This is a genomic window from Blastocatellia bacterium (assembly GCA_035275065.1).
GTDB lineage: Bacteria > Acidobacteriota > Blastocatellia > UBA7656 > UBA7656 > DATENM01.
On record DATENM010000133.1, the window covers coordinates 70706 to 96114 of the forward strand.

The following is a 25409-nucleotide window of genomic DNA, read 5'->3' on the forward strand; positions in this document are numbered from 1 at the left end:
TCTGTGATGTTGTTCGGAAAGCTGTTCAAACATAAAGCCGCGGTGATGCGCTTTGCCGTCTTCATCGTTTGTCTGACGCCGCTGATGTGTGACGTGTTGCTTCGTCAGCCGAAGGACATATCTCGCCCTGCGCTTGCGCCCGCGCCTCACCTAAACGATGCCAGGGAACCCGCGTCCGAAGAGTTCGAAGACACCGAAGGGCGCAACGACTGGTTTGCCTATCAGCGCGCATATCCCCACAACACCATTCCGGCTGACGCGCGCCGTCGGGCGCTTGAATCGCTCAGCCGCATGCGCGCACAGTCGCTCGTCGAAGCGACCGCCGCGCGGCGCTGGCAACCCATCGGCCCACAGCCTACGGTCTCTTCTTACATGGGCAACTGGGGGAACACCAGCGGGCGCATCAATGCCATCGCCGTGTCGCCCGCCGATGCGCGCCTGATTTTGGCGGGCAGCTCAACCGGCGGCATCTGGCGCTCAACCGACAGCGGCGCGAGCTTCGCCGCGGTCTCGGACGATCAGAGCGAGCTGGCGGTTGGCTCGCTGGCTTTTGCCGGGAGCAAGCCCGCGGTCGTTTACGCAGGCATGGGCGACAGCAAGCTCGGCTATCTCGGCAGCGGCGTTTTGAAATCAACCGATGCCGGGTTGACCTGGCAACGTGTGAGCAATGCGTCGCTGCCTTCGCCCGGGACGATCTCGAAGCTCGACGTAGACCCGACCAACCCGAATCGCGTTTATGTCGCGCAGTATTCACGACTGGCGGCCGACCATGTGACTTCAAGCGGACTCTACGTTTCAAGCGATGGCGGCGTGAGCTGGACGAAGCTGCTGGCGGGCGCGGCACGCGACGTTGCGATTGACCCGAACAATTCGCGAGTCGTTTTCAGCGGCCTATCGCGTCTCGACGCCGACAACGATCCGCCCATGCGCGTGGCGCGCTCGACGGATGCGGGCGCGACATGGGCCACCTGCTTTACTAGCGACAGCTTCGACGTGAAGAAGCGACAAGATTGCCGCGTCGCGATTTCGCCCGCCGACTCGCGCAAGGTCTATGCCTACTACGGCGGCTTTTCAGGCGACAATCTCGTGGCCAACCTGCGCGCTTCGACGGACGGCGGCGCGACCTGGACGGCTGCCGCCACGCCGGGCTTTGACACAGTGCAAATCGGCTATAACACCTATTTGATGGCTGACCCGAACGACGGGCAAACGCTCTACGCGGGGGCGCGCGATCTCTTCCGCTCGACCGATGGCGGCGCGACGTGGGCGAACCTCACGGGCGCGTTCAGCTTCAACGGCAGCTACTACGACTACACGCCGGGCGCGTCTAAAGCGCACCCCGACCAGCACGCGCTGGCGTTTGTTGCGGGGCGCGGCGGCGAGTTCTTCATCGGCTGCGACGGCGGCATCTACAGGACAGTGAACGGCGGCGCGAGCTTTCAATCGTTGAACCGAGGGCTGACGCTGACGCAGTTCACCAGCCTGGCCATCCACCCCAATGATCCGGCCATCAGCCTCGGCGGGACGCAGGACAACGGCACGCAATGGCGCAACGTCAGGGACAACTCGTGGTACGAAGTCTTCAGCGGCGACGGCGGGCGCGTCGTCTTCAACCCGCTCGACCCCAATGTAGCATTCATCACTTACGTTCGCGGTAACATCTATCGTTATCTCGGCAGCGGCCTCTACTTCGAGACGCAGGTTGCCTTCACGACCTCATTCGGCGAGAACGCCGAGCCGGCGCGGGTCGCTTTCTATGCGCCGTTTGTCGGCAACGGCGTTGACGCGACGCTCTACTTCGGCACCTGGCGGCTGTTCATCAACCGCGACCTCGGCTGGACGTGGGAAGCGCCCGCCGGAGAGCTGGATTTGACCAAAGGCGTCAACGACAAAGGCCGCGACGTGCTGACGGCGATTGCCGTGGCGCGCTCGAACCTCAGTGTGATTTACACAGGCTCGGCGCAGGGCCGCGCAATGATGAGCAGCGACGGCGGCGCGACGTGGCGAGATGTGACCGGCCATCTGCCCGACCGCTCGATCACCAGTATCAAAGTTGATCCGGTGAATCCGCTGGCCGCTTACCTGACCATGTCGGGGTTCAATGCCGGGCACGCCTTCAAGACGACTGATGGCGGGGCGACATGGAGCGACATTAGCGGCAACTTGCCGGACGTGCCGGCCAACACCGTCTTGATCGATCCGCTGGATGCGAGCGCCATCTACGTCGGCACAGACATCGGCGTCTTTCGCTCGGCGGGCGGGACGAGCTGGCAACCGCTCACCAATGGCATGCCGCCGGTGGTCGTCACCGAGCTGGCTTCGCACCCCAGCGGCTTGATTCAGGCGGCGACCTATGGGCGCGGCGCGTTCGAGCTGGTGGCTCCGGCGCTGCCCCAGATTGCTTCGGTGAGCTGGGACGGCAAGAAGGTCATGGTGATTAGCGGCAGCGCCTTTGACAGCGGCGCGCGGCTGATCATCAACGACGCCGACCGGACAGATTACGTGCGTTCGATCAACGGCTCGACGATTCGCGTGAAGGGGAAGGCCAAGGCGCTCGGGTTGAAGGCCGGCGATAACACCATCCGCATCGTCAACAGCGACGGCGTGGCGAGCGGCGCGTTTGTCTTGCAGCTTTGAAGGACAAGCCGAGGGTAGTGCTAGAGCGGTAGTCAATCGGGTGTAGCGCAAGGCGGTTAGCTTGCGCCAGGACTCGCGCAAGCTAACCGCCTTGCGCTACAGAGCAAATGCAATTGAAGACTGCGCTAAGTCTGCTTCGACCGCTGGCCGCTGATCTGGGCGTCAGAAACGATGATGGCTTGCAGCACCTCAAGGTCTAAGGGCTTGACCAGGTGGTGGTCGAAGCCTGCGCGCATCGAGCGTTTATGGTCTTCGATCTGTCCATACCCGGTCATGGCGATCAGCATGACGTTTTGCATTCGGCTGTCGGCTCGCAGTTGCCTCGCGACCTCGTAGCCATCCATCCCCGGCAGGCCGATGTCCAGGACCACCACTTGAGGCCAGAAGCTGTGCGCTGCCGCGAGCGCCGCCGGCCCGTCGTGGGCCATCCGCACCTGGTGCCCATGAAGCTCAAGCAGCAGCGCCATACTTTCCGCCGAATCGATGTTGTCATCAACGACCAGCACACGGTAGCGTGCTGCTTCGCGCAAGCCGCCGACCTCTGGGTTATCCGCCATCGCTTCGAAGTTATCAGCCAGCGCCGGCAGCCACACGACGAACTCACTGCCGCGCCCTGCGCCTTCGCTGTAGGCTTCGACCTTGCCGCCATGCAGCTCAAGCAGGCGGCGCACCAGCGTCAGGCCGAGCCCCAGCCCGCCCGCCGAGTGATCCAGCGAATGGTCGGCTTGCCGGAAGAGATCGAAGACGTGCGGCAACAAATCCTGCGGGATGCCCACACCGTTGTCGCGCACGCGCAAGACCACCTGCCCGGCGACGGCTTCGGCGGCCAGCCAGATTTGCCCGCCTTCGGGCGTGAACTTGGCGGCGTTGTGCAGCAGGTTCGACACCACCTGTGTCAGCCGCGTGGTGTCGCCTTCTAATCGCAAAGGCTGCTCAGGCAGCGCCACCGTCAGGCGGTGCTTGCGGGCGTCAATCAGCGGGCGGCTGGTTTCCATCGCGCGACCGACGATGCTGATGAGATCGATTTTCTCTTTCTTGAGGGTGATCTTGCCTTCGGTGATGCGCGACACGTCGAGCAGGTCATCGACCAGCCGCGCCAGATGCTCGACCTGACGGTCAATCACTTCTCGTGCCCATTGAAGCTCCGAGTCAGATGGCGCGTCGCGCCGCAGCAATTGCGCGGCGTTGCGGATAGGGGCGAGCGGGTTTCGCAGCTCGTGGGCCAGCATCGCCAGGAACTCGTCCTTGCGGCGGTCGGCTTCGATCAAGGCTTGCTCGGCAAGCTTGCGCTCAGTGATGTCCACCGTCGCGCCGAGCATACGCACAGGCTTGCCGTCGGCGTCAAAGAGGGCTTTGCCGTTGGTGGCGATCCAGCGGACGCTGCCATCCGGCCAGACGATGCGCATCTCCGCTGAGTAAGGCTCCTTACTTTCAAGCGCCGCGCCAATCGTCGCGTTGATGCGCTCGCGGTCGTCCGCGTGGATGAGCCCCGCAAAATCTTCGACGCGCCCGCCGAATTCCCCGCGATTCAAACCGTGAAAGCGGTAAGTCGCATCCGACCACGTGACATGATCGTTAGTGACGTCCCAATCCCAGGTGCCGACCTGTCCGGCTTCGAGCGCCAGGCGCAACCGTTCCTCATTCTCGCGTAGCTCGGCTTCAGCGCGCTCGCGCTCGGTGATGTTCTCGATCACGGTCAGCGCGCATGGCTCGCCGCCGATGTCCAGGCGCTCGGCTGACAGCAAGCCGATCAACTGCGTGCCGTCTTTCATGCGGAAGCGGTACTTGATCCGGCGCACCTGACCCTGCCCGGAGACCAGGGCCAGCTCAGCTTCGCGGTCAACCGGATTGGCCCAGACGCCAAGCTCCAGCGTCGTGCGCCCGACCGCCTCTTCGCGCGTGAATCCTGACAGCCGCGTGAACGTCTCGTTGACCTCCAGCAGCCGCCCGCTGCGCAACGAGGTGATCGTCATCGCCAGCGGGCCGGCGGCAAAAGCCTTCGAGAAACGCTCTTCGCTTTCGCGCAGCGCCGCCTCCATGCGCGTGCGCTCGGTGATGTCGCGATTGGATTCCAACACGTAAGTGCGCCCGTTCTGGCTGACGGCCTTGCAGCGACTTTCGACGGTGATTCGCCGCCCGTCTTTAGTGAGATGTCGCAGCTCACCTTCCCACTGGCCTTGCTCGGCGAGCTGGCTTTCGAACGCCTGTACCGTCACGGGGTGAACGGTTTGCAAAAGTTGATGCGAGACGCGCCCCAACGCCTCGGCGCTGCTGAAGCCGTAGAGTTGCTCGGCGGCGCGGTTCCAGAACGTCAGGCCGCCGCCCAGCTCCCAGATCAACAGCGCATCCGACGACTGATCGATCAGGTCGGCCTGTTTCTGCAAGGCGTCCGCGCGGTGTTCGGCCTCGCGCCGAGCCGCGTCCGCCGCCTCCAATAACGAGGCAAGTCTCTGGCTCGCTTGCCGGAGCCGTTGCGCCTCGGTCAACTGTTCAGCCGAATCATTGAGGGACATAAATTACACTCATAGCGAAAACGGATATTCTGGGGGCTCGAACCGAGGCCGGATTATATCACAGCCGCGACGACAGCGCGCCGGCCGGTGTAGAATGATTCTGATGAGGAGCAACATGGGACTCGGGCTTCGATTATCAATCATCTTCCTGGGCACAACTCTGGCCGCTCAGGCCGCGTTGTCGGCTGACCCGCGACCGGTCACGCTGACGCCGCAGCAATCACGCGAGATCGTGCCTTCGTCAGACGGCTACACTTGCGTCATGCACCCGGAAGTGCGCACGGCGAAGCCGGGCAAATGTCCGAAGTGCCAGATGACGCTGGTGGCGGTGACGCCCGAAAATCCCGACGCCTTCGACCTGCGGATGGAAGCGACGCCGCGCGCGCCGCGCCCCGATGAGCCGCTGAAGCTGCGCTTTGCCATCTTCAATCCGAGGACCGGCCAGCAGGTGAAGGATTTTCAGATCACTCACGACAAGCTCTATCACCTGTTCATCGTCAGCCAGGATATGAACGAGTTTCAGCACATCCACCCGGATTTCCAGGGCGACGGCTCGTTCACCGTCGAAACCCGCTTGCCGCGGGCCGGGCTGTACAAAGTCTATTCGGACTTTTACCCGAGCGATGGCACGCCGCAGGTCTTGCAGCAGCACATTGCCACCGCCGGCTATAAAGCTGATCTCGTCGGCGCGATGGCTCATCTGGTCGCCGACACCTCATTCGTCAAGACGGTTGACGGCATAAAGGTTGAGCTGAAGCTAGAGCCCGAGCAGTTGATCGCCGGCCAGCCTGTGGCTTTGAAGTATCACTTGAGCGACGCGAAGACCGGCGCGCCGGTGCGTGATCTGGTGCCGTATCTGGGCGCGATGGGCCACACCTTGATCTTGAGCGAAGACCAGGCCGATTATGTCCACTCGCACCCCGAAGAAGAGATTGCGCCGGAGGCCGACAGGTCAAAAGTGCGCGGCGGCCCCGATGTGACCTTCAACGCCTTCATGCCGCGCCCAGGCAATTATCGTATCTGGACACAGTTCCAGCGCGGCGACCGCCTCTCGACGGTGTCGTTCACGATTCACGCCGAGCCGTTACATTGAATGATCGCGCCGCCCGGAATGAATCGCTTGAGATGATTCGCTACAACAGCATTGCGGCATCGCGGGTCAGATTGCCAAAGCGCCGCTGGATGACACGGGCGATGTTGGCCTCTCTCAGATCATATTGCTTCACGTCGTAGCTCGCCACCACTGCAATCTCGCGTGTCGTCGAAGTTAAGAAAACTTCGCGGGCGTCGAGCAGACGCTGTATTGTAAAACTCCCTTCGACGACATGTAGTTTCGCCTGCGCCGCCAGATCGTTGACGAAGCGGCGAGTCACGCCGGCTATCGCGCCCGTGGCCAGCGACGGCGTGAATAGCTCGTCGCCCTGCGCCCAGAAGAGATTAGCCGCTGTTGCGCCGACCATCTCGCCGCGCTCGTTCAACATCACCGCTTCATCGAAATTGCGCGAGCGCGCTTCGTCATACGCCAGCAGATTTTCGATCATCGCCGTGCGCTTAATCCCTGTGAGCGGCCCGCTCGCAAGCAATCGGTAAGGCGACAGGGTAAGCGTAACCGGCGACGGCTGCCGCGCCGTGTCGCTTGCCGTAAAGATCATTACATCGGCTTCGCGCGCGGAAGCGCCGCGCCACGCACCGGCTTCGCCCTTCAGGATAGTGATGCGTGCCCGGCCTTGCGTTAGCTTATTCGCGGCGACGATTTCAACCAGCGCCCGCTTCATCGCTTCGGCGTCAACACCAAGCGGCACGCGGGCTTTTTCAGCGGACTTGAGCAGGCGCTCCCAGTGTTGTTCAAAGGCAAACACACGGCCCTGATAAATCCGCAACGTCGTAAACAAGCCCCAGCCGTACAACACACCCGCGAGCGTCGGCGCAACCTTCGCGTCGCTCACTTCAAAGATGCCGTCATTGTGATAAACCAGCCGATCCATAAATCAGGAATCAGGAAGCAGGAGGCAGGAGGCAGTCATTGATTGATGTGATAGGCAGATGTACATACGATGAATTCGCACCAATATCTTTGCGTCTAGCAGTGTGAACTGCCTCCTGCCTCCTGCCTACTGCCTACTGCTGCCGCAGCAGCGCGAGGTACTTGTCGGGGAAGCTCGACGGGCGGCCCGCGGCGTTAATCAAGACGTGCATGGTTTCGCCGGTCGCAAGCAGGGTGCCGTCGTCACGGGTTATCTCGTAGCCGAAGCGCAGCGTCCGACGCGTCACCTCGGTCGCCCGCGTCTTAATCAGTAGCTCGTCTTCGTAGCGCGCCGGCGTCTTGTAACGACAACGCGCCTCGGCGACGATCATAAACAGACCGCTCTCGCGCTCCATGTCGCGATAGGAAAAACCGCAGTCGCGGCAGTACTGGCTGCGGCCCACCTCGAACCACACCAGGTAATTCGCGTAATAGGCGACGCCCATCTGATCGGTCTCGGCGTAGCGCACGCGGAGGCGCGACTCGCTGACCAGGTCGCCGATGCCGGCTTCGTTCTTCTCTCTTGTCATCTTGGTTCACTCTCAGGCGGCGATTGTAACGACCGCGCTGCCAACTCTCAAGGCGTGCCGCAAGTGTCGCGTTGACTTGCTAACAGGCGGTTCATATAGTTGCTATCAAGATGACGGAACGCGCCCTGGCATTAGCGACCGACCTCTACGAGCTGACGATGGCCGCCGCCTACTTCGACAACGGCATGCAGTCGCGGGCCATCTTCGAGCTGTTCGTGCGCCGCCTGCCGGAGCGCCGCAGCTACCTCATCAGCGCCGGTTTGGAACAGGCGATTGATTACCTGACGCGTTTGCGCTTTACCCAGGAAGAGATCGCCTACCTGCGTGAGCATCCCGTCTTTGCCGGCGTGTCGCCGGATTTCTTCGATTATCTGGCAGGTTTCCGCTTCACGGGCGACGTGTGGGCGATGCCGGAAGGCACCATCGCTTTTAGCAACGAGCCGCTGCTGCGCGTTTCCGCGCCGATCATTGAAGCGCAAGTCATCGAAACATTCTTGATTACGGCCATCGCTTCGCAGACGATGATCGCCTCGAAGGCGGCGCGCGTCGTGACCGCTGCCGCGGGCCGCGACGTTATCGAATTCGGCACACGGCGAGCGCACGGCAGCGAGGCCGGCCTGTGTGCGGCCCGCGCTGCTTTCATCGGCGGCACAATCGGGACATCGAATGTTGAAGCCGGATATCTTTTCGGCATCCCGACATTCGGCACGCTGGCGCACTCGTTCGTGATGTCGTTTGAAGAGGAAGACGAAGCCTTCGGCGCTTTCCTCAAAGTCTTTCCCAAAAGCGCGACGGTGCTGGTTGACACCTATGACACGCTCGCAGCCGTCGAAAGACTGGCGCGTGATTACGGGCCACAGATCGCCGCGGTGCGGCTAGACAGCGGCGACATCGGTGCGCTGAGTATTCGCGTGCGCGACATTCTTGACCGCGCAGGCATGCAGCAGACCAGGATTTTTGCGAGCAGCGACCTGAACGAATATCGCATCGCCGAGCTGCTGGCCGGTGGCGCGCGCATTGACTCATTCGGCGTCGGCACGGAGCTGGCTACCTCGTTCGACGCGCCGGCATTGTCGGCGGTCTATAAGCTCGTGGGGCTTGAGCAGGACGGCCACATCAGCGGGCGCATCAAGCTGAGCAAGGACAAGGCGACCTATCCCGGCGCGAAACAGGTCTGGCGCGAAACGGTCGCGGGCCGCTACAGCCGAGACATCATCGCCGCCGCCGATGAGCCGCCGCCCGGCCCGGCGTGGCAGCCCTTGCTTGAAGCCGTCATGAGCGATGGCCGCTGCCTCGATCAACGCTTCGCCGATTGCGAGACCGACGACAATGCGCCCATCAGCCGGCGGCGAGTGTCGCGCAAACGGCGGCTCGACGAGGCGCAAGCGCGCGCCGCAAGCGAGCTTGCGCGCCTGTCTGAGGCGTTGCTGCCGAATGAAGCGACGGCCCGTTATCCGGTCAATGTCAGCGTTCGGCTTCAGCAAGAGCAGGACGTTTTGCGGGCGGCGCACGAGCAGCGATTATCGGTAGATTCGCCCTCGGAGCCCGGCTAAAATGAAAGTCAGAGGAGCCCAACATGGCAAACCCATTCGAAGACGCAGCCTTGATTCTTGTCGATATCCAGAATGATTTTTGCCCCGGCGGCGCGCTCGCCGTTGCTGAAGGCGACAAAGTCGTGCCGGTCGTTAATCGTTTGATGCCGCACTTCCCGCTCGTCGTTTCGACGCTCGACTGGCACCCGGCGAATCACGTTTCGTTTCGTGACCAGGGCGGGCCGTGGCCGCCACACTGCGTACAGCAGACCTTTGGCGCTGAATTGCACCCGGCGCTCGACCGCCAGCAGATCGCGCATACGTTCCGCAAAGCCTCAACGCCTGAGCGCGATGCCTATTCGGAGTTCGAAGGCGTTGATGACGAGGGGCGCTCGCTCGATCAGTACCTGAAGGCGCGCGGCGTCAATCGCGTTTATGTGGCGGGGCTGGCGACCGATTATTGCGTGCGGGCGACGGCGCTCGACGCTTTACGGCTCGGCTATGAAACCTATGTAGTGACCGATGCCGTCCGCGCCGTCAACGTACAGCCCGGCGATGGCGCAAAGGCGCTGGACGAAATGCAGGCTCACGGGGCGCGGCTGGTCGCCAGTAACGAGATGCTCGCGAGCGCCAGCCGGACGAGCGCCGGCGCTTGCCATTGATCTTTCTGCGGGCTGGCGGACAACGCCCGCGCGCCGGATCGTCCTCAGAATGGCAAGCCGCGTATTGCTGTCGCGCGCCGCAGTTGTGATAATCTAGCAGGTCAACCCTGAGTCGGAATTAACTTCTGTGGAGGGACATCTTGATCGAACGAATTCAACAAGCGCTCAAAGACGCCGACCTCGACGGCTGGCTGTTCTATAGCTTCCGCGACAGCGACCCCATCGCCTCCAACATTCTTGGCCTCGGCGGCGAAGGCCACATGGCGACGCGGCGCTGGTTCTACCTGGTGCCGCAATCGGGCGAGCCGGTTAAGCTCAACCACTCGATTGAACGCCATGTGCTGGATCGTCTGCCCGGACGCCAGCTCATCTACCTGCCGTGGCAGCAACTTCACGAATACTTGAAAAGCTCGTTGCTGGCGCTCAATGGCCAGCGCCCGCCGCGCATCGCCATGCAGTACTCTCCGAACAACACCATCCCTTACCTGTCGCGTGTCGACGGCGGCACCATCGAGCTGATCCGCTCGTTCGGCGTCGAGATCGTTTCGTCGGCCGATCTGGTGCAGGTCTTCGAGTCGGCCTGGAACGACGAGCAACTGGCGATGCACGAAGAGGCGGCGCGCGGTCTCTACGCTTCGGTCAAGGAAGCCTTCGCGGAGATCGGCAGGCGGATCAATGAAGGCGTCCCGACCAACGAGTATGATATCCAGCAGTTCATCCTTGGGCGCTTTGCGGCGCGCGGCATGGTCTCGAAAGACCCGCCCATCGTCGCCGTCAACGGCAACGCCGCCATGCCGCATTACGAGCCGACGCATGAGCAGCACTCGCCGATCAACAAAGGCGATTTCGTGCTGATCGATCTCTGGGCGAAGCTCGACCGTCCGAATGCCGTTTACGCCGACATTACCTGGAACTCGTTTGTCGGTGAGCAGGTGCCGACCGACGTCACAGAGGTCTTCAACCTGGTGCGCGATGCCCGCGACGCCGCGACCGAGTACGTCAAGGCCGCTTTCAGCGAGGGGCGCACGGTCTACGGCTGGCAGGTCGACGACGCCTGCCGCGAGGTCATTCAGAAGGGCGGTTATGGTGATTACTTCATCCACCGCACCGGCCATAACATTCACACCGAAGTCCATGGCAATGGCGCCAACATCGATAATCTCGAAACTCAGGACTCACGGGTTTTGATCCCGCGCACCTGCTTTTCAATCGAGCCGGGCATCTATCTCGAAGGCCGCTTCGGCGTGCGCAGCGAGATCGATGTCTACGTTTCGGAGAATGAGGCGCGCGTCACCGGCGGCGAGCCGCAACGCGAAGTCGTCGCCATCCTCGCGCCGTAACCGTCCTTTAGAGAGGCAAGAGGCCAAAGTGATGCGGCGACACGGAGACACGGAGACGCGGCGAAAGAGCGGGGCGGGCTGTCTTTCGCCGCGTCACTTTTACCTTTTGCCTTGCCGCCGCAGGCGGATGGCATAACCGCTGTTTTATCATGGGCGGCAAAATCAAAGGCCACATTCTTTGTGTGGATGACAATCGAGATACTTGCGAGATGCTCACCGTCCTGCTCGGCGAGGCGGGCTATGACGTGCAATACGCTTTGAGTGTTAGCGAGGGGCTGAGCAAAGCCCGGCAAGGCGGCTTCGATCTGATCCTGCTCGACTGGAGCTTTGCGGATGGCACCGGCCTCGACCTGTGCCGACAGATTCGCGGCTTCGACCAGCAGACAGCCATCTTATTCTACACGGGCGAAAGGAACGCCGACGCCACCGCGTCTGCGCTCAGCGCCGGCGCGCAGGATTATCTGGTCAAGCCGGTCGCCGTTGACCGCCTGCTCCGAGCGATCTCTGAGTATGTCGGGGATAACCCATGAAGGCGCGGCCATCAATCCGCCGCCGCTTGTCTGAGGATTTGCCGGATCAATTCGATAAGCGACCCCATCTGTACGGGTTTTTGCAGCGCCTCGCGGGCTCCTGCGCCAACCGCTTCCGCTAATTTCGCCGCGGGTACGGAAGACAGCACCAGCACAGGAATATTCTGTAAATCAGGCTCCTGGCGCAGGCGCAGGATCATCCGAATGCCATCCATGAGGGGCATTTCGAGGTCGGTCAGAATCAGGTCGGGCCGCTCGCACCACGCGCAATCCAGGCCCGCCAGGCCATCTCCCGCCGTGACCACGCAAAAACCCGCCTCACTGAGGATGAGGGCGAGCATCTCGCGAACGGTCGCGTCATCTTCGACTATGAGCAGCTTCTTTCTCACAACGGCGTCTCCGCCCAGGTTTGGAAAGCATTCTCGTGGAGGCGTGTCCCTTCGACGGCCAGATTCAGAGCAAGAGACGTTCCCTGTAGTCGTGGCGTCCAAATGCTGCCAGACGAGCTGAGAGCGACAGATTGAGTGCATGGTTGGGACAGTCTTGTTGCCGCTCGGCGGCGGCAAGGCGGGCGAAGAGTGATATAATTCGAGCGGACGCCCAAGCGGAGAACCAAGCAACATGGATGAACAATCAAAACCCGACCTTGAAAAGCTCGAAACCCTGCGCGAACAGGCGCTGTTCGGGCCGGAAGCCGAGCGCGAAGCGGCACAGCGCGCCTACGAAACATTGCGCGCCGCCTTATTCGACTGCCAACCCTGCGAGGTGCCCGGCGAGCATGAGCAGACCGCCGAATTAAAGAAGATTGACCAGGGATGAACCATGACTTGTGACGAGTCGCCTTGCTTGACACTGCTTGAAGGCGCTCCTCATAATGACCCCGCAGTTCATCTCTGAACCAAAGGAGACAGACAGACACATGGCCGCTAAAGGGACGACCAACACCGCCCTCGATGCCTTCATCAAAGACACCCGCAATGATTTTGAGAGCAAGCTCGCCGAGCTGGTCGAAGTGCCGACCATCAGCATGGACCCTGAGCGCCAGGCGGACATCCGCCGCGGCGCCGAGATGGCGCGCCAGTACCTGGAACAGATCGGCGGCCGCGCCGAGGTGATTGAAACGCCGGGCAACCCCGTGGTCTTTGGACGGCTGGAGACCGGCGCAGGCAATCCTACCGTGACCATCTATAACCACATAGACGTGCAGCCCGCCAATCCCGAAGAGTGGCACAAAGCGCCGTTTACGTTCTTCAAAGACGGCGACCGTTACGAAGGACGCGGCACTACCGATGATAAGGGGCCGGCGCTTTCGGCGATGACGGCGGCGCGCTATGCCGCCGAAAGCGGCGTGCCGCTCAACATCAATTTCATCTGGGAGCTGGAAGAAGAGATCGGCTCGCCGAACTTCGAGCATTTCATCAAGAACAACCTGGCGCGCCTGGAGACCGATTCGATCCTGGTCAGCGACACCATCTGGATTTCGCGCAAGCGCCCGGCCATCCCTTACGGTTTGCGCGGCATGATGGCGATGACGATGAGCTTGCAGACCGGCGAGAAAGACGTTCATTCGGGGCTGACCGGCGGCCCTGCGCGCAACCCCATCGGCGAGCTGTGCAAGCTGATTGCCGAATGTTACGACGCCGATACCGGGCGCGTGAAGATCAAGGGTTTCTATGATGACGTGCGCCGCGCCTCGCGCAAAGAAGTGCAGAGCTTTCTGGATTCCGGCTTCACGACAAAGAAGTTCAAGGCGGCGCACGAGCTGAAAGACCTGCGCTTTGATGATCCCGGTCGCATCTTGAAGGCGATCATGGCCGAGCCGACCTTTGAAGTCCACGGCATCGCCGGCGGCTACCAGGGGCCGGGCGTCAAGACGATTGTGCCCTATCGCGCCGAAGCCAAAGTCAGCACACGGCTGGTGCCTGACCAGCAGCCGAAGCAGGTCTTCAAGCTGATCCGCGATTTCGTGCGCCAGAAGAACCCGGACGTCAAGCTCGAAGCGCATGGCGCGCTGGGGCCGTACATCGGCGAGTTCGAGGGGCCTTATGCCGAGGCGGCGACCGAAGCCATGAAGTACGCCTTCGGGGAGAAGCCGGCCTTCACGCGCGAGGGCGGCTCAATCGGCGCGGTCGTGACGATGGAGCAGTATTTGAAAGCGCCGATTGTCTTCCTCGGCCTGTCGCTGCCCGAGCACGGCTATCACGCCAAGAACGAGAACTTCGACTGGGGCATGGCCTCAGGCGGCATAAAGATGTTCGTTCGCTACCTTGACGCCATCAGCCGCCTCTAGCGCGGATTTCGATTGCAATCGCCTGGGAGCGCGGGCGTCTCGCCCGCCCGCTTTCGCATGCGGCAGCGCGGCAGGCAAGATGGCCGCGCTCCCAGGCGACTCCCGATGGACTAACGCTTACTGCCTCGCTGTCCTGAATGCGTAAAACTCTTCTCGCCTTCACCATCGTCGTGCTGTTGAGTGTCGCGGCTTTCTTCATTTATCGCTACGCCACAAAACCGAAACCGACGGACCCCAACACCAGAGGCCGAGTCACCACCTTTGCAGGCACAGGCGCGCCCGGCAGCGCCGATGGCCCGCGCGCGGCGGCGAGTTTTGCCGATCCCTTTGGCGTCGTCGTTGACCGGCGCGGCAATGTGCTGGTGAGCGATGGCGCGACGAATCATATACGCTTGATCACGCCGCAGGGCGAAGTAAAAACGATTGCCGGCGCGGGCGAAGGCTACAAGGATGGCCCGGCTCTGGAGGCGCAGTTCAACACGCCTTCGGCGATTGCCTTTAACGCGGCGGGCAATCTCATCATCGCCGACACCTCGAATAATCGGATTAGAAAATTATCCGCCGACTACCAGACGGTGACGACGATTGCCGGCAGCGGCGCGCAAGGCTTCAAGGATGGCGCGGCCAGCGAAGCGCAATTCGACGGCCCCATCGGCGTGGCCATTGATTCTCAAGGCAACGTCTATGTCGCCGACACCTACAACGACCGCGTCCGCAAGATCGCAGTAGATGGCAACGTCACGACGCTGGCCGGCTCATTTGAAACGCCGTGCGGCGTCGCGGTTGATGCGCTCGGCAATCTCTTCATCGCGGATACTGGCGGTGAAGAGATTCACAAGATCAGGCCCGACGGCCAGGTCATTCACATTCTTGCTCAGGCGGCGGGACTCGCAAATGGCTCCCGGCGGCACACGCGGCCTGTCGCGTTGATCACTACGCATGACAACTTCGTGTACTTCACAGATGCCCAGAGCGGCGGTGTTGGCCGAATCAATCCTGACGATTCGTTGGTCTGGGTCGCCGGCAGCCGAGACGGCTACGCCGATGGCACGGGCGAAGGGGCTCAGTTCAATCGTCCATCCGGCATCGCGCTTGACCGTGACGGCAATCTCTTCGTTGCCGATTCGCAGAATTATCTCGTCAGAAAAGTTGATCTGGTCGCGCCAACGGATGCGCCAGACAATAACGCCGCCGCTCCTGAGCCATTCGTTCAGCCGGCGACCGCGCCGTTGACTACGAATGCCGACGCCATCATTCCCCGGCTCGACCGTTCCGTGTTGAACATTACACAATCAATGCCGTGGCCGGTCGCGCCGCAGAATCAGTGGCACGAAGTCACCGGCGTCGTCGGCGAAGCGCGCGGCAACTTTAACGGCACGGCGCTCGATCACCTGCATGCCGGCTTAGATGTGCGCGGCGTGATGGGCGAGCCGTGCCTGTCGGTTTATGACGAAAAGGTCGCCGACGCGTTGCCGAGCTGGGGATTTCAACAGTCGGGCGAAGGGCTGCACGTCGGCGCTTTCTCGTACATCCACATTCGCGTAGGCCGCAACGCCGCTGGGCAATTACAAGCCCCCGAAAAATTCAAAGCAAGGCTTGACGCATCGGGCAAGCTTGCAGGTGTCCGTGTGCGGCGCGGCGCGCGATTCCGCGTCGGCGATTTTCTCGGCACCCTCAACCAGCTTTACCACGTGCATCTCAATCTCGGCCCGTGGAACGCCATCGCCAACCCCATACAGTTGCCCTTCGTCGGATTCAAGGACACGGTTGCGCCGCTGATCGAGCCGAATGGCATCGAAGTGGTCAAAGCGGGCGCCGCCGCCGATCAACCCGAAGCGGTGTTCAAGGAGAAGCGCGGCGGGCGGCTGGTCGTCAGCGGCGACATCGAGATACGAGTCGCCGCCTATGACCGTGTGGACGGCAATATCGCCAGCCGTAAGCTCGGCCTCTATCGTGTCGGTTATCAGCTCTTGAAGGCTGACGGCTCGCCGGCCGCGGGGTTCGAGCAGCCGCTCGTCAACATGGAGTTCAATCGCCTGCCGCCCGGCGATGATGATGTCACCGTGGCCTATGCCACAGGCAGCGGCGTCAGCGCCTACGGCACGCCGACGCGCTTCAAGTACATCGTCACTAACCGCGTTCGCGACGGCGTGGCGCGGCCCGGCTTGCTGCGCACCTCACAGCTCGCGCCGGGCGATTACTTGATCCGCATCTTTGCCGAAGACTTTGCCGGAAATCATGCCACCGGCCCGGCGACGGAGCTGGCCATCACGATTTCACTTTAGATGCTTGCTCTGCTAAACTCTCGCTTCATTTCATCAGTCATTTCTGAGGGGTAATTGATGCACAGAAACTTGCGGCTCATTCTGTTTGCTTGCGTCTTATGTGTCGCACTTGTCACCGGCAGTTGCAAATGGTTCAGGGGGAATAGCAATAAGAATACCAGTGCGCCGACGAAACTGGCGCGCTGGGTGATGCAATATCGCTCGCCGATGTCGCAAGGGCTTTCGGGCAACGACCTCTCGGAGAGTTTTTATTACAGCTCGATTGCGGTGATCTCGCCGAGCCTGGTTTACGTCGGCGGCGACATGCGAAACCCGAAGAATCGCGAGGACCGCGTCGGCGTGATCGTCAAAACTACCGACGGCGGGCAGACCTGGACAGAGACGATTCTTGAGCAAGCCGGCCTCGCCGACATTCGCATCAACAGCATGGCCTTTGCCAATGCGGATACCGGTTACGCCGTCGGCCGCGCGCAAGGCAACGACGCCCTCATGTTTAAGACCGTAGATGGCGGCAAGACGTGGGCCTTTACGCGGCTCGCAGACATGAAGCAAGTGCCGACCGCTATTTTCATGGCCGACGCCGACACGGGATGGATGGGCGGCGCGACTTCGGTCGACGCGGATGACGAAGAGGGCGACCCCGGCGGCCCAAGCGATCTGCTCATGACCACAGACGGCGGCAAGACATGGCACGCGCAGGTGCGGCTGCCGGTGTCGATTTATGATATTCAATTCCTCGACAAGACGACCGGCTGGGCGTCGGGCTCGAAGGGCGCGATCTATCACACGACCAATGGCGGCCTGACCTGGGACAGACAGCGAAGCGAGCTGGAGACCGGCGAGGGCTTTACGATGCCCGGCTCTGAAGGCGCGAAACAGTATGACGTGAATGGCATCTGTTTCGTGGACGCCGATCACGGCTATGCGGCGGCGCGGGCGCGCGAAGAAGAAGAGACCGGCCGCATCATCGGCACCACAAACGGCGGCGCAACCTGGACCAAGCAACGTATCGTCGCTGATTCCGGCGCTCACGACCTGTTCTTCATCAACGCCAATGAAGGCTGGATCCTGACCGACAGAGGCTCTTACGTCTATCACACGGTGGATGGCAACAGGACCTGGTTGAGCGAGAAGAGGGACCTGGAATTTGACCCGCCGGTATCGCGGATTGCGGCGGCGGATGCGCAGCACGTCTGGGCCGTCGGCGGCGGCATGATTATCGTGCGCCAGAGCGATTAACCGTTCACCAGTGGGACAGAGCAGTTTCCAATTGCGTTTGCCCTGTAGCGCAATCTGTTAGATTGCGCCAGGACTCGCGCAATCTAACAGATTGCGCTACACCCGATTGAAGATCGCTTTAGTGTTTTAAGGCCGGTTCGCTGCTGTGGATCGGCCATACCTTTTTAACCGGAGACAGCCATGCGATACCCCTTGCGGCCTTCGCCCCTCACCGGGCTGATCCTGTTCGTAGCTTTTCTTACGCTCTATTCGAGCGGCGCGCTGGCGCAAACCGGCAGAGCCGCGCGCCCCAGACCGGCCCGCGCTGCCGCGCCTGTGCCGCCGCCGCGCGAGGTCATCGGCTTTACGCCCGGCGACGACCGCAAGCTCGCTTCCTGGTCGCAGATTACCGGCTACTTCAAGCGGCTCGCGCAGTCGAGCAACCGTTTGCGGCTCGAAGACCTCGGCAAGACGACGCTCGGTCGCCCGTTTGTGGTCGCCGTCATCTCGTCGCCGGCGAATCTGGCGAAGCTCGACCGTCTCAAGGAGATTCAGCGGCAGCTTGCCGACCCGCGCTTAATCGGCAGCGATGACGCCAAAGCCGACGCCCTGATCCGCGAAGGCCGCACCGTCGTGCTGATCACCTGCGGCATCCATTCGACAGAAGTTGGCGGGCCGCTCGTTTCGATGAACATCGCCTACAAATTGACGAGCGACGATTCGCCCGAAACCCGCGAGATACTCGACAGGTGTGTTGTCTTGCTGGTGCCGTCGCTGAATCCCGATGGCGTTGACATCGTCAAGAACTGGTATGACAAGACGCTCGGCACGCCCGCCGAAGGCACAGGCCCGCCGGAGCTTTATCATCATTACACCGGCCACGACAACAACCGCGACTGGTACGCCTTCACGCAAGTCGAGACGCAGATGACTGTAGACAAGATTCAAAACGTCTGGCGGCCACAGATCGTCCACGACATTCACCAGCAGGGCGAAACCGGCTCGCGCTTCTTCCTGCCGCCATACACCGAGCCGTGGGAGCCGAATGTGCCGCCGCTGATCCAGGCGGGCGTCAATCTCATGGGCAGCGCCATGGCCTGGGAGGTGACGGCTGAAGGCAAAGCCGGCGTCGTCATCAACGGCGTCTACGACGCATGGACGCCGGCACGCGCTTACCAGCATTACCACGGCGGCATTCGCATTCTCAGCGAAACGGCGTCGTGCCGCATCGCCTCGCCGACGACGGTTCCCTTCGACAGATTGACGCCACAGATCGGCGTAGACCCGAAGGTGCGGAGCTGGAACTTCCCCCTGGTCTGGCCGGGCGGCGAGTGGCGGCTGGCGAACATCGTTGATTACATGCAATCGGGCGCGTTCGCCTTGATGCGCAACGCGGCGCGCTACCGCGAGCGCTGGCTCACAGACTTCTATCGCGTCGGCAAAGATGCGGTGGGCGAACGCCAGCCGGGCGAGCCGTTCGCCTTCTTGATTCCGCCAATAATGGAGAGCTCGTTCTGGCGAAATGAGGGCTACTATCGCCTGCTCGCGATCCTGAACCGCGGCGATGTCGAGGTGACCGAAGCGGGCGAGCCGTTTGAAGCCGACGGCAAGTCATACCCCGCGGGCACAAAGATCATTCTGATGCGGCAGCCTTATGGCGCATTCGCCAAGACCTTGCTTGAGCGGCAACATTACCCGGACTTGCGCGAATACCCCGGCGGCCCGCCGCGCCGGCCCTATGACGTGACGGCGCACACCTTGCCGCTGCTGATGGGCGTCCGGGTGGCTGCGGTCAATTCCGCGTTCAAGTTGCCGAAGGAGGAAACCCCGTCGCTGGGCACGGTCAATGAAAACGATTACCGGTCAAAGCCGCGCGTCGGCTTGTATAAGAGTTTTGCGGCTTCGATGGACGAAGGCTGGACGCGCTGGATATTCGATCAACTGAAGAAGAAGATTTACTGGTTCGAGCTCTCCTACACTTCATTGCTCGACGCCGAAGTGCGCGCCGGTAATCTGCGGGCGAAGTATGATTGCATCATTCTGCCGGCGCAGGGTGCGGGCTCTATCGTTAACGGCCTGTCGCGTGACCGTTACCCGGCAGAAGTCGCGGGCGGCATCACGCCGGCGGGCGTCGAGGCGTTGAAGAAGTTTGTCGAAGAAGGCGGCACGCTCATCACCTTCAACGAAGCCTCGCAGTTTGCCATTGAGTATCTAAAGGTCCCTGTGAAGAACGTCCTGCAAGGCGTCGCGGCGAAAGATTTCTACTGTCCCGGCTCGATCCTCAAGATCAAGTTTGACCCCAGCGACCGGCTGACGCGCAATGCGCCGCCGCTTGAAGGGACGACGGATGAGAGCATCGCCTGGTTCGAGCAAGGCCCGGCTTTTGAAACCACAGGCAGCGAGGCGCGCACGGTTGCGCGCTACGGCGACGCCAAAGAGGTGCTGCTGTCGGGCTGGCTGCTAGGCGCAGAGAAGATCGCCGGGAAGGGAGCCATCGTTGAAGTCAAGCGAGGCCGCGGGCGCATCGTGATGTTCGGCTTCCGCCCGCAGTATCGCGGCCAGAGCATCGCGTCGCTGCCCTTCGTGTTCAACGCCATCGAGACGGCGGCGAAGTGACGCGTCGCCGTGTCGTGCCTCTATGGGCTATAATTATCTGCTGCCAGCAAACCATCTCATTTGAAGGGGACTCAACCGATGAAGCGATTTACGTTGATCTCATGCATTGTTCTCTTAACCTCGCTCGTTGCCCTCGGCGTGCAGAAAGGCGGGCGCGCGGCGCAAGGGCCGGATCGCAAGGCGCTCGACACCATCACCGCCGATGGCTTGATGCGCCACATCAAGACGCTCGCCTCTGACGAGTACGAAGGGCGCGGCCCCGGCACGCACGGCGAAGACTTATCGATTAACTACATCGCCGAGCAGTTCAAACAGGTCGGCCTCGCGCCCGGCAACACCGATGGCACTTACTTTCAGAAAGTGCCACTCGTCGGCATTACGACCAAACAAGATTCGCCGATGAAGGTCAAAGTCGCGGGCCGCGACATGACGTTGAAGTTCGGCGACGATTTTGTGGCGCGGACGGTGCGCGTCGTCGAGAAGACCGGCTTTGACGCCGACATGGTCTTCGTCGGTTATGGCGTGGTCGCGCCCGAATACGGTTGGGACGATTACAAAGGCCAGGACGTGCGCGGCAAGGTGCTGGTCATGCTGGTCAACGACCCGCCGGTGCCCGACCCGAAGAATCCGAAACAGCTAGACGACAAGATGTTCAAGGGCCGCGCCATGACTTACTACGGGCGCTGGACCTACAAGTACGAGATTGCCGCTGAGAAGGGCGCGGCGGGCGTGCTCGTCGTTCACGAGTGGAATAACCAGACCAACTCCGGCCCCGCCGGCTACCCGTGGTCTGTGCCGAAGGGCAGCTTCACCATTGAGAACTTCGACCTTGTATCGAAGGACAAGAATATGTCGCGCGTCAACATCGAAGGCTGGATCACCGAGCCGAAAACGCGCGAGCTGATGCAGGCCGCCGGCTTGAGCTTTGACGAGCTGAAACGACAGGCGCTGCGCAAAGATTTCCAGCCGGTGCCGATGAAGGCCCACGCGAAACTGGAGATCGAAAGCACGATTCGTCACATCGATTCTCATAACGTCATCGGCAAGCTCGAAGGCGCTGACCCGAAGGTGAAGGATGAATATGTCATCTACACCGCGCACTGGGATCACTTAGGGATCGGCTTGCCGGACGCGCGCGGCGACAAGATTTACAATGGCGCGCTCGACAATGCATCGGGTGTCGCCGGATTAATCGAAATTGCCCGCGCCCTCAAATCCGCGGCGCCGCCGCCGCGCCGCTCGATCCTCTTTCTCGCCGTGACCGCCGAAGAGAAGGGTTTGATCGGCTCGAAGTACTATGCCGAGAATCCGATCTATCCGCTGGCCAAGACGCTCGCTGAAATCAACATGGATGGCTTGAATCAGTGGGGGACGACTAAGGACATGACGGTGATCGGCCTCGGCAATTCAACCCTGGACGACGTGTTGCAAACCGCCGCCGCAGAAAGAGGGCGCGTCCTGCGCCCGGATGCCGAGCCCGAAAAGGGTTTTTACTACCGCTCGGATCATTTCAACTTCGCCAAACAAGGTGTGCCGGCGCTCGATCCCGAAGGCGGCATTGATTACATCGGCAAGCCCGCCGGCTGGGGCATGAAGAAACGCGACGAGTACACCGAGAACGATTACCACAAACCGTCGGATGAGATTAAGCCGGACTGGAACCTGGCGGGCGCGGTCGAAGATGCGCGCTTGCTGATGACGGTTGGCTATCGCGTCGCCAACGCCGACAAGTACCCGGAGTGGAAGCCGGGCACCGAGTTTAAGGCCAAGCGTGAAGCGATGCTAAAGCCGTGACGCGGGGACGCGGGAAGCGTGACGCGGAGACGCGGAGACACGGCGACGCGGTGAGGGGAAAAGACAGAGGCTAATAGCTTGTCTTCCTTTCACCGCGTCGCCGTGTCTCCGCGTCATCTTGTTTCTACCAAAGAAAAAGCCCGGAATTTCCGGGCTTTTTCTTTGGTAGATTGCTTACCACCGTGGCTCACGGCGTTGACCGCCGCGTCCACCGCCACCGCCACCGCCGCCGCGGTTGCCGCCGAAGCCGCCACGGCCACCGCCGCCGCCGCCGCCAAAGCTGCGTTCGGCGCGAGGCCGCGCTTCGTTGACGTTGATCGTCCGACCATTGAACTCGGTGCCGTTGAACCGCTCAATGGCCTGATTACCGGCGTCCGTGTCCATCTCGACGAAGGCAAAGCCGCGCGAGCGACCGGTCTCGCGGTCAGTCACGATAGTCGCCGATTCGACCGCGCCAACCTCAGAAAACAGATCGGCCAGTTGATCTTCTGTCGTCGTGTACGACAGATTACCTACGAATATTCTCATTGTCTCTCCTGAGTTTCTTCAGAAACTGGTTGGAAGGAACTCGCGCTGGCTATCCGGGCGGAAGTTGATCAGAGTCAAGCTAGCAGACCGTTCCGAACAGAGAAGACGCGCTCCTCGAATCTAACACCTTGCGACGGCCACGCCCGCCGTCACCGCGAACAGGCTAATCCTATCAGTAATGCCCAAAGTTGTCGAGAATTTAATCCTTTTGGATTTTAGATTGATGGGCCTTATCCCTTAATCCAAAATCCAAAATCTAAAATGCAAAATCCAAATTCACGAGAGGTTCTTGACCATCAAATAGCCGTCGTCGCCGCTGGTGTAATAGCGCGGCATGCGGCGGACGATCTTGTAGCCGATGTTGAAGTAGAGCTTCTGCGCCGCATCGTTGCTGGTGCGGACTTCGAGGCGGACGGTGGTGATGCCATTTTTGAAAAAGCCCTGCTCGACAGCGCGCATCAAGTCGCGGCCAAGCCCGAGGCGGCGATGCTCAGGGTCAACCCCAAGCGCAACGACGTGACCCGTACGGTCGGGCTCGATCATGCCGACGACGAAGGCGAGCATTTCATTGCTCGACGAAACGGCTTTGTAACAGACCGCCTGCTGATGCGACAGCAAGTAGCGGATCGTCTCGCGGTCATATGCCTCGCCGTCCGAAAAACAGCGCTGGTCCAAATGCCAGCACTCATTGATATCGATCTCGGTCATCTCGCCGACCACGGGCTGAGTCGTCGCTGCCATCAGGGCCTCGCTGCGATTGGTCTTCGCTTTTAGCCATCTCGGCCACATCGTCATTTCCTGGCCAGCAGACTGGTTTTGTCAATCCGCGCAAACTGGCATGGGTGAACTACCTGGCCTTCAGGTCAAGTTCATTATACGCCAACCGCCCGCCGCACGCACCAGTCTAATGAGGCCGCGGCGCGAGGCAGCGAGCCGCGGCGGCGGCGCGTTTGACTTATCGCAACCGGGCGCTTAGGCTTCTTCGTCGGCGTCCCGGCGTTTGCCATTGTCCGACAACTCACGGCTTGAATCTCGAAATATGATTTACCGCGAAAAAATCATGACGGCTCTCGAAAACCGTCGCGCCGACTTTGCGCACTTCGACACAGAGTTTCGCGAACAGATGAAACTCTATGCCGAGGCGCTTGACACGCTCGTCGCCACTTCCGGTGATGAGCTGCGCGCCCGCCTTGACGGCGTAGACGCGCCCGGCGCATTGCCGACAGCGGAGCTTGAGCAAAATGGCTCGCTGATCGCCCGCTTCGCGCACGACTGGCGGGCGCAGGAAGACGCGCGGCGCTGGAGCCTTGAAACGCTCGCGGGCCGCACGACCTTTGCCGCCGACGGCAGTCAGATTCTGCCCTCGAAAGATTACTCTGTGCCGGTCGCCGCCGTTCAGGTGGCCTGGTTCGAGAACCCGCACACGCCCGCCGGCGGCTACGTCAAAGACGTCACCTTCGAGATACTGCCGCCGACCGAAATTCTTGTGCGCACGGGCGGCGCAACCGAGCTATCCGAGCAGGTAGTTCACAAGCGACGCTATGGCATGGAGGCCGCCGCGTTGCGCAGCTACATGCATGGCGTGGCGGCGCGTGGCTTTGATGTCGCGAAGCCGCCCGTCGTCTTCTTTGATAGCTTGCTGGTCATCTCGTTCGCGGAATTATTGCCCGACGAGCAGCGCGAGTTTTATGTCGCGGAGATCACCTCGCTGCTCGACGCCTCAAAGCAAACGGGCGTGCCGCTGGTCGGCTACATTGACACCAGCTATGCGCGCGATCTGGTGAATATGCTGCAAGCGGCATTTGATCTGCCGGATGCCCAGAAGATTCACGACGCGGCGCTGCTTTCAGACCGCATGGAGTGGGGCGACCGGACGGCGTTCTTCGGTTGCGCGCGGCGCGGCATTCTTGAATCGTATGGCGACGCGTGGCGGCGTGGCATCGGCTTCACCTACTTGCAGACCAGCGCCGATGCGCCGCCGTCGCGCCTCGACATGCCCATGTGGGTTTATGAACAGGGCCTGCTCGATTACGTTGTGGATACGGTGCGCGGCGAAATTGTCGTCGGCAACGGCTACCCGTACGCGATTGAAGCGGCAGACCAGGCCGCCGTCTTGAGCGCCCGCGACCGCGAAGCTTTTTACTCGCTCTTTCAGGAATTCGCCGAGCGTGAACGGCTGCGCCTGCGCGTCGCCCGCAAGGCCGCAAGCAAAGCACACAGGAGATAGGGGCCGGGGCTCAGGGGCGGGGGCCGGCAGTCGAGATATGCCTGTCTGTCCTCGACTCCTGGCCCCTGACCTCCGACCCTAACTATGAAAATTGCACGGATCATAAAATCGAATTCGCATGTGGATTACATCGGGCGGGTGCTTGACCGCTTGGAAACCACCGAGCCGCCCGCGCCTGAGCATTTCCAATTCGGCCAGTTCGTGGCGATCCCAACGGGCGCAACGACGATGGTCGGTTTGATCTACAACTCGCAGCTCATCAATCCCGAATTTGGCAGGCTGGGGCCGCGACTCTCTAGCTCCGCGGAGATGAATGCCGTCTTCAGTCCCGATCTGGTCAATGAGCAAGGCATCTTCATCGGCCTGCTACTGGTCGGATGGACAGAAAGCGAGGGCGCTCCGCATCAGGGCATTCCGCGCACGGTCATCCCTGTGAACTCGGACGTGACGACGATGAGTGATGAAGAGGTGCGAGCCTTTCACACGGACAGGCGCGAGCGGCTGGCGATACGCTATTACTCACACGTCCTGACGCACGCGCGGCAGTTTGCGCCGCAGTTGTTGCTGGCCGTGCTCGATCAGCTCGAAGCGTTGTTCGGGGATCAGTCGGGCTCGGAGCTTGCCGTCTTGCGCCGGACGCTCAACTGGCAGCAAGTCTTCCAGAGCAAGTCGCTGTGAAGGCCG

General features: G+C 61.4%; 20 protein-coding genes. 14 read left to right on the forward strand and 6 right to left on the reverse strand.

The genetic code is table 11. The features are described 5' to 3' along the window. Positions 1-6 precede the first annotated feature (6 nt). Positions 7-2637: a hypothetical protein gene (locus VJ464_24920; GenBank protein ID HKQ08386.1), complete on the forward strand. Its 2631-nt coding sequence runs from the start codon at positions 7-9 to the stop codon at positions 2635-2637. A gap of 125 nt (positions 2638-2762) precedes the next feature. On the opposite strand, the gene VJ464_24925 is transcribed toward VJ464_24920, so the two are convergent. Next, positions 2763-5150, reverse strand: coding sequence for a PAS domain S-box protein (locus tag VJ464_24925; protein ID HKQ08387.1), 2388 nt, complete (start codon positions 5148-5150; stop codon positions 2763-2765). Positions 5151-5265: 115 nt separating this feature from the next. Here VJ464_24925 and VJ464_24930 point away from each other — a divergent pair, with 115 nt between their 5' ends. After that, the gene (locus tag VJ464_24930; protein HKQ08388.1) at positions 5266-6243 is read left to right on the forward strand and encodes a heavy metal-binding domain-containing protein; all 978 of its coding nucleotides are present in this window, start codon (positions 5266-5268) and stop codon (positions 6241-6243) included. A gap of 40 nt (positions 6244-6283) precedes the next feature. Here VJ464_24930 and VJ464_24935 read toward each other — a convergent pair whose 3' ends face one another. Both VJ464_24935 and VJ464_24940 read right to left on the reverse strand, forming a co-directional pair. Continuing rightward, positions 6284-7135 (reverse strand): aminotransferase class IV, encoded by an 852-nt coding sequence (locus tag VJ464_24935; protein HKQ08389.1) that lies wholly within the window; start codon positions 7133-7135, stop codon positions 6284-6286. Between the two features lie 133 nt (positions 7136-7268). Then, on the reverse strand, positions 7269-7703 hold the full coding sequence (locus VJ464_24940; GenBank protein ID HKQ08390.1) for a thioesterase family protein: 435 nt from the start codon (positions 7701-7703) through the stop codon (positions 7269-7271). Positions 7704-7813: 110 nt separating this feature from the next. Here VJ464_24940 and VJ464_24945 point away from each other — a divergent pair, with 110 nt between their 5' ends. From VJ464_24945 to VJ464_24960, 4 genes are all read left to right on the forward strand, one after another. Further along, on the forward strand, positions 7814-9256 hold the full coding sequence (locus VJ464_24945; protein HKQ08391.1) for a nicotinate phosphoribosyltransferase: 1443 nt from the start codon (positions 7814-7816) through the stop codon (positions 9254-9256). A gap of 23 nt (positions 9257-9279) precedes the next feature. Further along, on the forward strand, positions 9280-9897 hold the full coding sequence (gene pncA, locus VJ464_24950) for a bifunctional nicotinamidase/pyrazinamidase (GenBank protein HKQ08392.1): 618 nt from the start codon (positions 9280-9282) through the stop codon (positions 9895-9897). 140 nt (positions 9898-10037) lie between these two features. Next, entirely contained in the window at positions 10038-11237 is a 1200-nt protein-coding gene (locus VJ464_24955; GenBank protein ID HKQ08393.1) for a Xaa-Pro peptidase family protein, read from the forward strand. A 149-nt stretch (positions 11238-11386) separates the two neighbouring features. Next, positions 11387-11767, forward strand: a complete 381-nt coding sequence (locus VJ464_24960) for a response regulator (GenBank protein ID HKQ08394.1) — start codon at positions 11387-11389, stop codon at positions 11765-11767. Between the two features lie 11 nt (positions 11768-11778). Here the strand turns inward: VJ464_24960 and VJ464_24965 are convergent, their stop codons facing one another. Then, the gene (locus VJ464_24965; GenBank protein ID HKQ08395.1) at positions 11779-12156 is read right to left on the reverse strand and encodes a response regulator; all 378 of its coding nucleotides are present in this window, start codon (positions 12154-12156) and stop codon (positions 11779-11781) included. A 232-nt stretch (positions 12157-12388) separates the two neighbouring features. Here VJ464_24965 and VJ464_24970 point away from each other — a divergent pair, with 232 nt between their 5' ends. The 6 genes from VJ464_24970 (at position 12389) to VJ464_24995 (ending at position 21970) form a co-directional block, all read left to right on the forward strand. Next, complete coding sequence (locus tag VJ464_24970; protein HKQ08396.1) at positions 12389-12586, forward strand: hypothetical protein; 198 nt, start codon at positions 12389-12391, stop codon at positions 12584-12586. Between the two features lie 100 nt (positions 12587-12686). Then, complete coding sequence (locus tag VJ464_24975) at positions 12687-14057, forward strand: M20/M25/M40 family metallo-hydrolase (GenBank protein HKQ08397.1); 1371 nt, start codon at positions 12687-12689, stop codon at positions 14055-14057. Positions 14058-14194: 137 nt separating this feature from the next. Beyond that, positions 14195-16342, forward strand: a complete 2148-nt coding sequence (locus VJ464_24980; protein ID HKQ08398.1) for a gluconolaconase — start codon at positions 14195-14197, stop codon at positions 16340-16342. Positions 16343-16399: 57 nt separating this feature from the next. Further along, positions 16400-17581: a YCF48-related protein gene (locus tag VJ464_24985; GenBank protein ID HKQ08399.1), complete on the forward strand. Its 1182-nt coding sequence runs from the start codon at positions 16400-16402 to the stop codon at positions 17579-17581. 180 nt (positions 17582-17761) lie between these two features. After that, positions 17762-20176, forward strand: coding sequence for a M14 metallopeptidase family protein (locus VJ464_24990; protein HKQ08400.1), 2415 nt, complete (start codon positions 17762-17764; stop codon positions 20174-20176). A 78-nt stretch (positions 20177-20254) separates the two neighbouring features. Continuing rightward, on the forward strand, positions 20255-21970 hold the full coding sequence (locus tag VJ464_24995; protein ID HKQ08401.1) for a M20/M25/M40 family metallo-hydrolase: 1716 nt from the start codon (positions 20255-20257) through the stop codon (positions 21968-21970). Positions 21971-22144: 174 nt separating this feature from the next. Here the strand turns inward: VJ464_24995 and VJ464_25000 are convergent, their stop codons facing one another. Together VJ464_25000 and rimI are read right to left on the reverse strand one after the other, a co-directional pair. Beyond that, complete coding sequence (locus tag VJ464_25000) at positions 22145-22498, reverse strand: RNA-binding protein (protein ID HKQ08402.1); 354 nt, start codon at positions 22496-22498, stop codon at positions 22145-22147. Positions 22499-22774: 276 nt separating this feature from the next. Further along, entirely contained in the window at positions 22775-23239 is a 465-nt protein-coding gene (gene rimI / locus VJ464_25005) for a ribosomal protein S18-alanine N-acetyltransferase (GenBank protein ID HKQ08403.1), read from the reverse strand. Positions 23240-23558: 319 nt separating this feature from the next. On the opposite strand from rimI, the gene VJ464_25010 reads away from it, so the two are divergent. Both VJ464_25010 and VJ464_25015 read left to right on the forward strand, forming a co-directional pair. After that, positions 23559-24725, forward strand: a complete 1167-nt coding sequence (locus VJ464_25010; protein ID HKQ08404.1) for a DNA double-strand break repair nuclease NurA — start codon at positions 23559-23561, stop codon at positions 24723-24725. 84 nt (positions 24726-24809) lie between these two features. Next, positions 24810-25403 carry a hypothetical protein gene (locus VJ464_25015; protein HKQ08405.1) on the forward strand — a complete coding sequence of 198 codons (594 nt, stop codon included), beginning with the start codon at positions 24810-24812 and terminating at the stop codon, positions 25401-25403. Positions 25404-25409: the final 6 nt, after the last annotated feature.

Coding starts and splice junctions, on each gene's coding strand:
- VJ464_24920 (HKQ08386.1), top strand. CDS start 7: ATGTTGTTCGGAAAGCTGTTCAAACATAAAGCCGCGGTGATGCGCTTT.
- VJ464_24925 (HKQ08387.1), bottom strand. CDS start 5,150: ATGTCCCTCAATGATTCGGCTGAACAGTTGACCGAGGCGCAACGGCTC.
- VJ464_24930 (HKQ08388.1), top strand. CDS start 5,266: ATGGGACTCGGGCTTCGATTATCAATCATCTTCCTGGGCACAACTCTG.
- VJ464_24935 (HKQ08389.1), bottom strand. CDS start 7,135: ATGGATCGGCTGGTTTATCACAATGACGGCATCTTTGAAGTGAGCGAC.
- VJ464_24940 (HKQ08390.1), bottom strand. CDS start 7,703: ATGACAAGAGAGAAGAACGAAGCCGGCATCGGCGACCTGGTCAGCGAG.
- VJ464_24945 (HKQ08391.1), top strand. CDS start 7,814: ATGACGGAACGCGCCCTGGCATTAGCGACCGACCTCTACGAGCTGACG.
- pncA (HKQ08392.1), top strand. CDS start 9,280: ATGGCAAACCCATTCGAAGACGCAGCCTTGATTCTTGTCGATATCCAG.
- VJ464_24960 (HKQ08394.1), top strand. CDS start 11,387: ATGGGCGGCAAAATCAAAGGCCACATTCTTTGTGTGGATGACAATCGA.
- VJ464_24970 (HKQ08396.1), top strand. CDS start 12,389: ATGGATGAACAATCAAAACCCGACCTTGAAAAGCTCGAAACCCTGCGC.
- VJ464_24975 (HKQ08397.1), top strand. CDS start 12,687: ATGGCCGCTAAAGGGACGACCAACACCGCCCTCGATGCCTTCATCAAA.
- VJ464_24980 (HKQ08398.1), top strand. CDS start 14,195: ATGCGTAAAACTCTTCTCGCCTTCACCATCGTCGTGCTGTTGAGTGTC.
- VJ464_24985 (HKQ08399.1), top strand. CDS start 16,400: ATGCACAGAAACTTGCGGCTCATTCTGTTTGCTTGCGTCTTATGTGTC.
- VJ464_24990 (HKQ08400.1), top strand. CDS start 17,762: ATGCGATACCCCTTGCGGCCTTCGCCCCTCACCGGGCTGATCCTGTTC.
- VJ464_24995 (HKQ08401.1), top strand. CDS start 20,255: ATGAAGCGATTTACGTTGATCTCATGCATTGTTCTCTTAACCTCGCTC.
- VJ464_25000 (HKQ08402.1), bottom strand. CDS start 22,498: ATGAGAATATTCGTAGGTAATCTGTCGTACACGACGACAGAAGATCAA.
- rimI (HKQ08403.1), bottom strand. CDS start 23,239: ATGGCAGCGACGACTCAGCCCGTGGTCGGCGAGATGACCGAGATCGAT.
- VJ464_25010 (HKQ08404.1), top strand. CDS start 23,559: ATGACGGCTCTCGAAAACCGTCGCGCCGACTTTGCGCACTTCGACACA.
- VJ464_25015 (HKQ08405.1), top strand. CDS start 24,810: ATGAAAATTGCACGGATCATAAAATCGAATTCGCATGTGGATTACATC.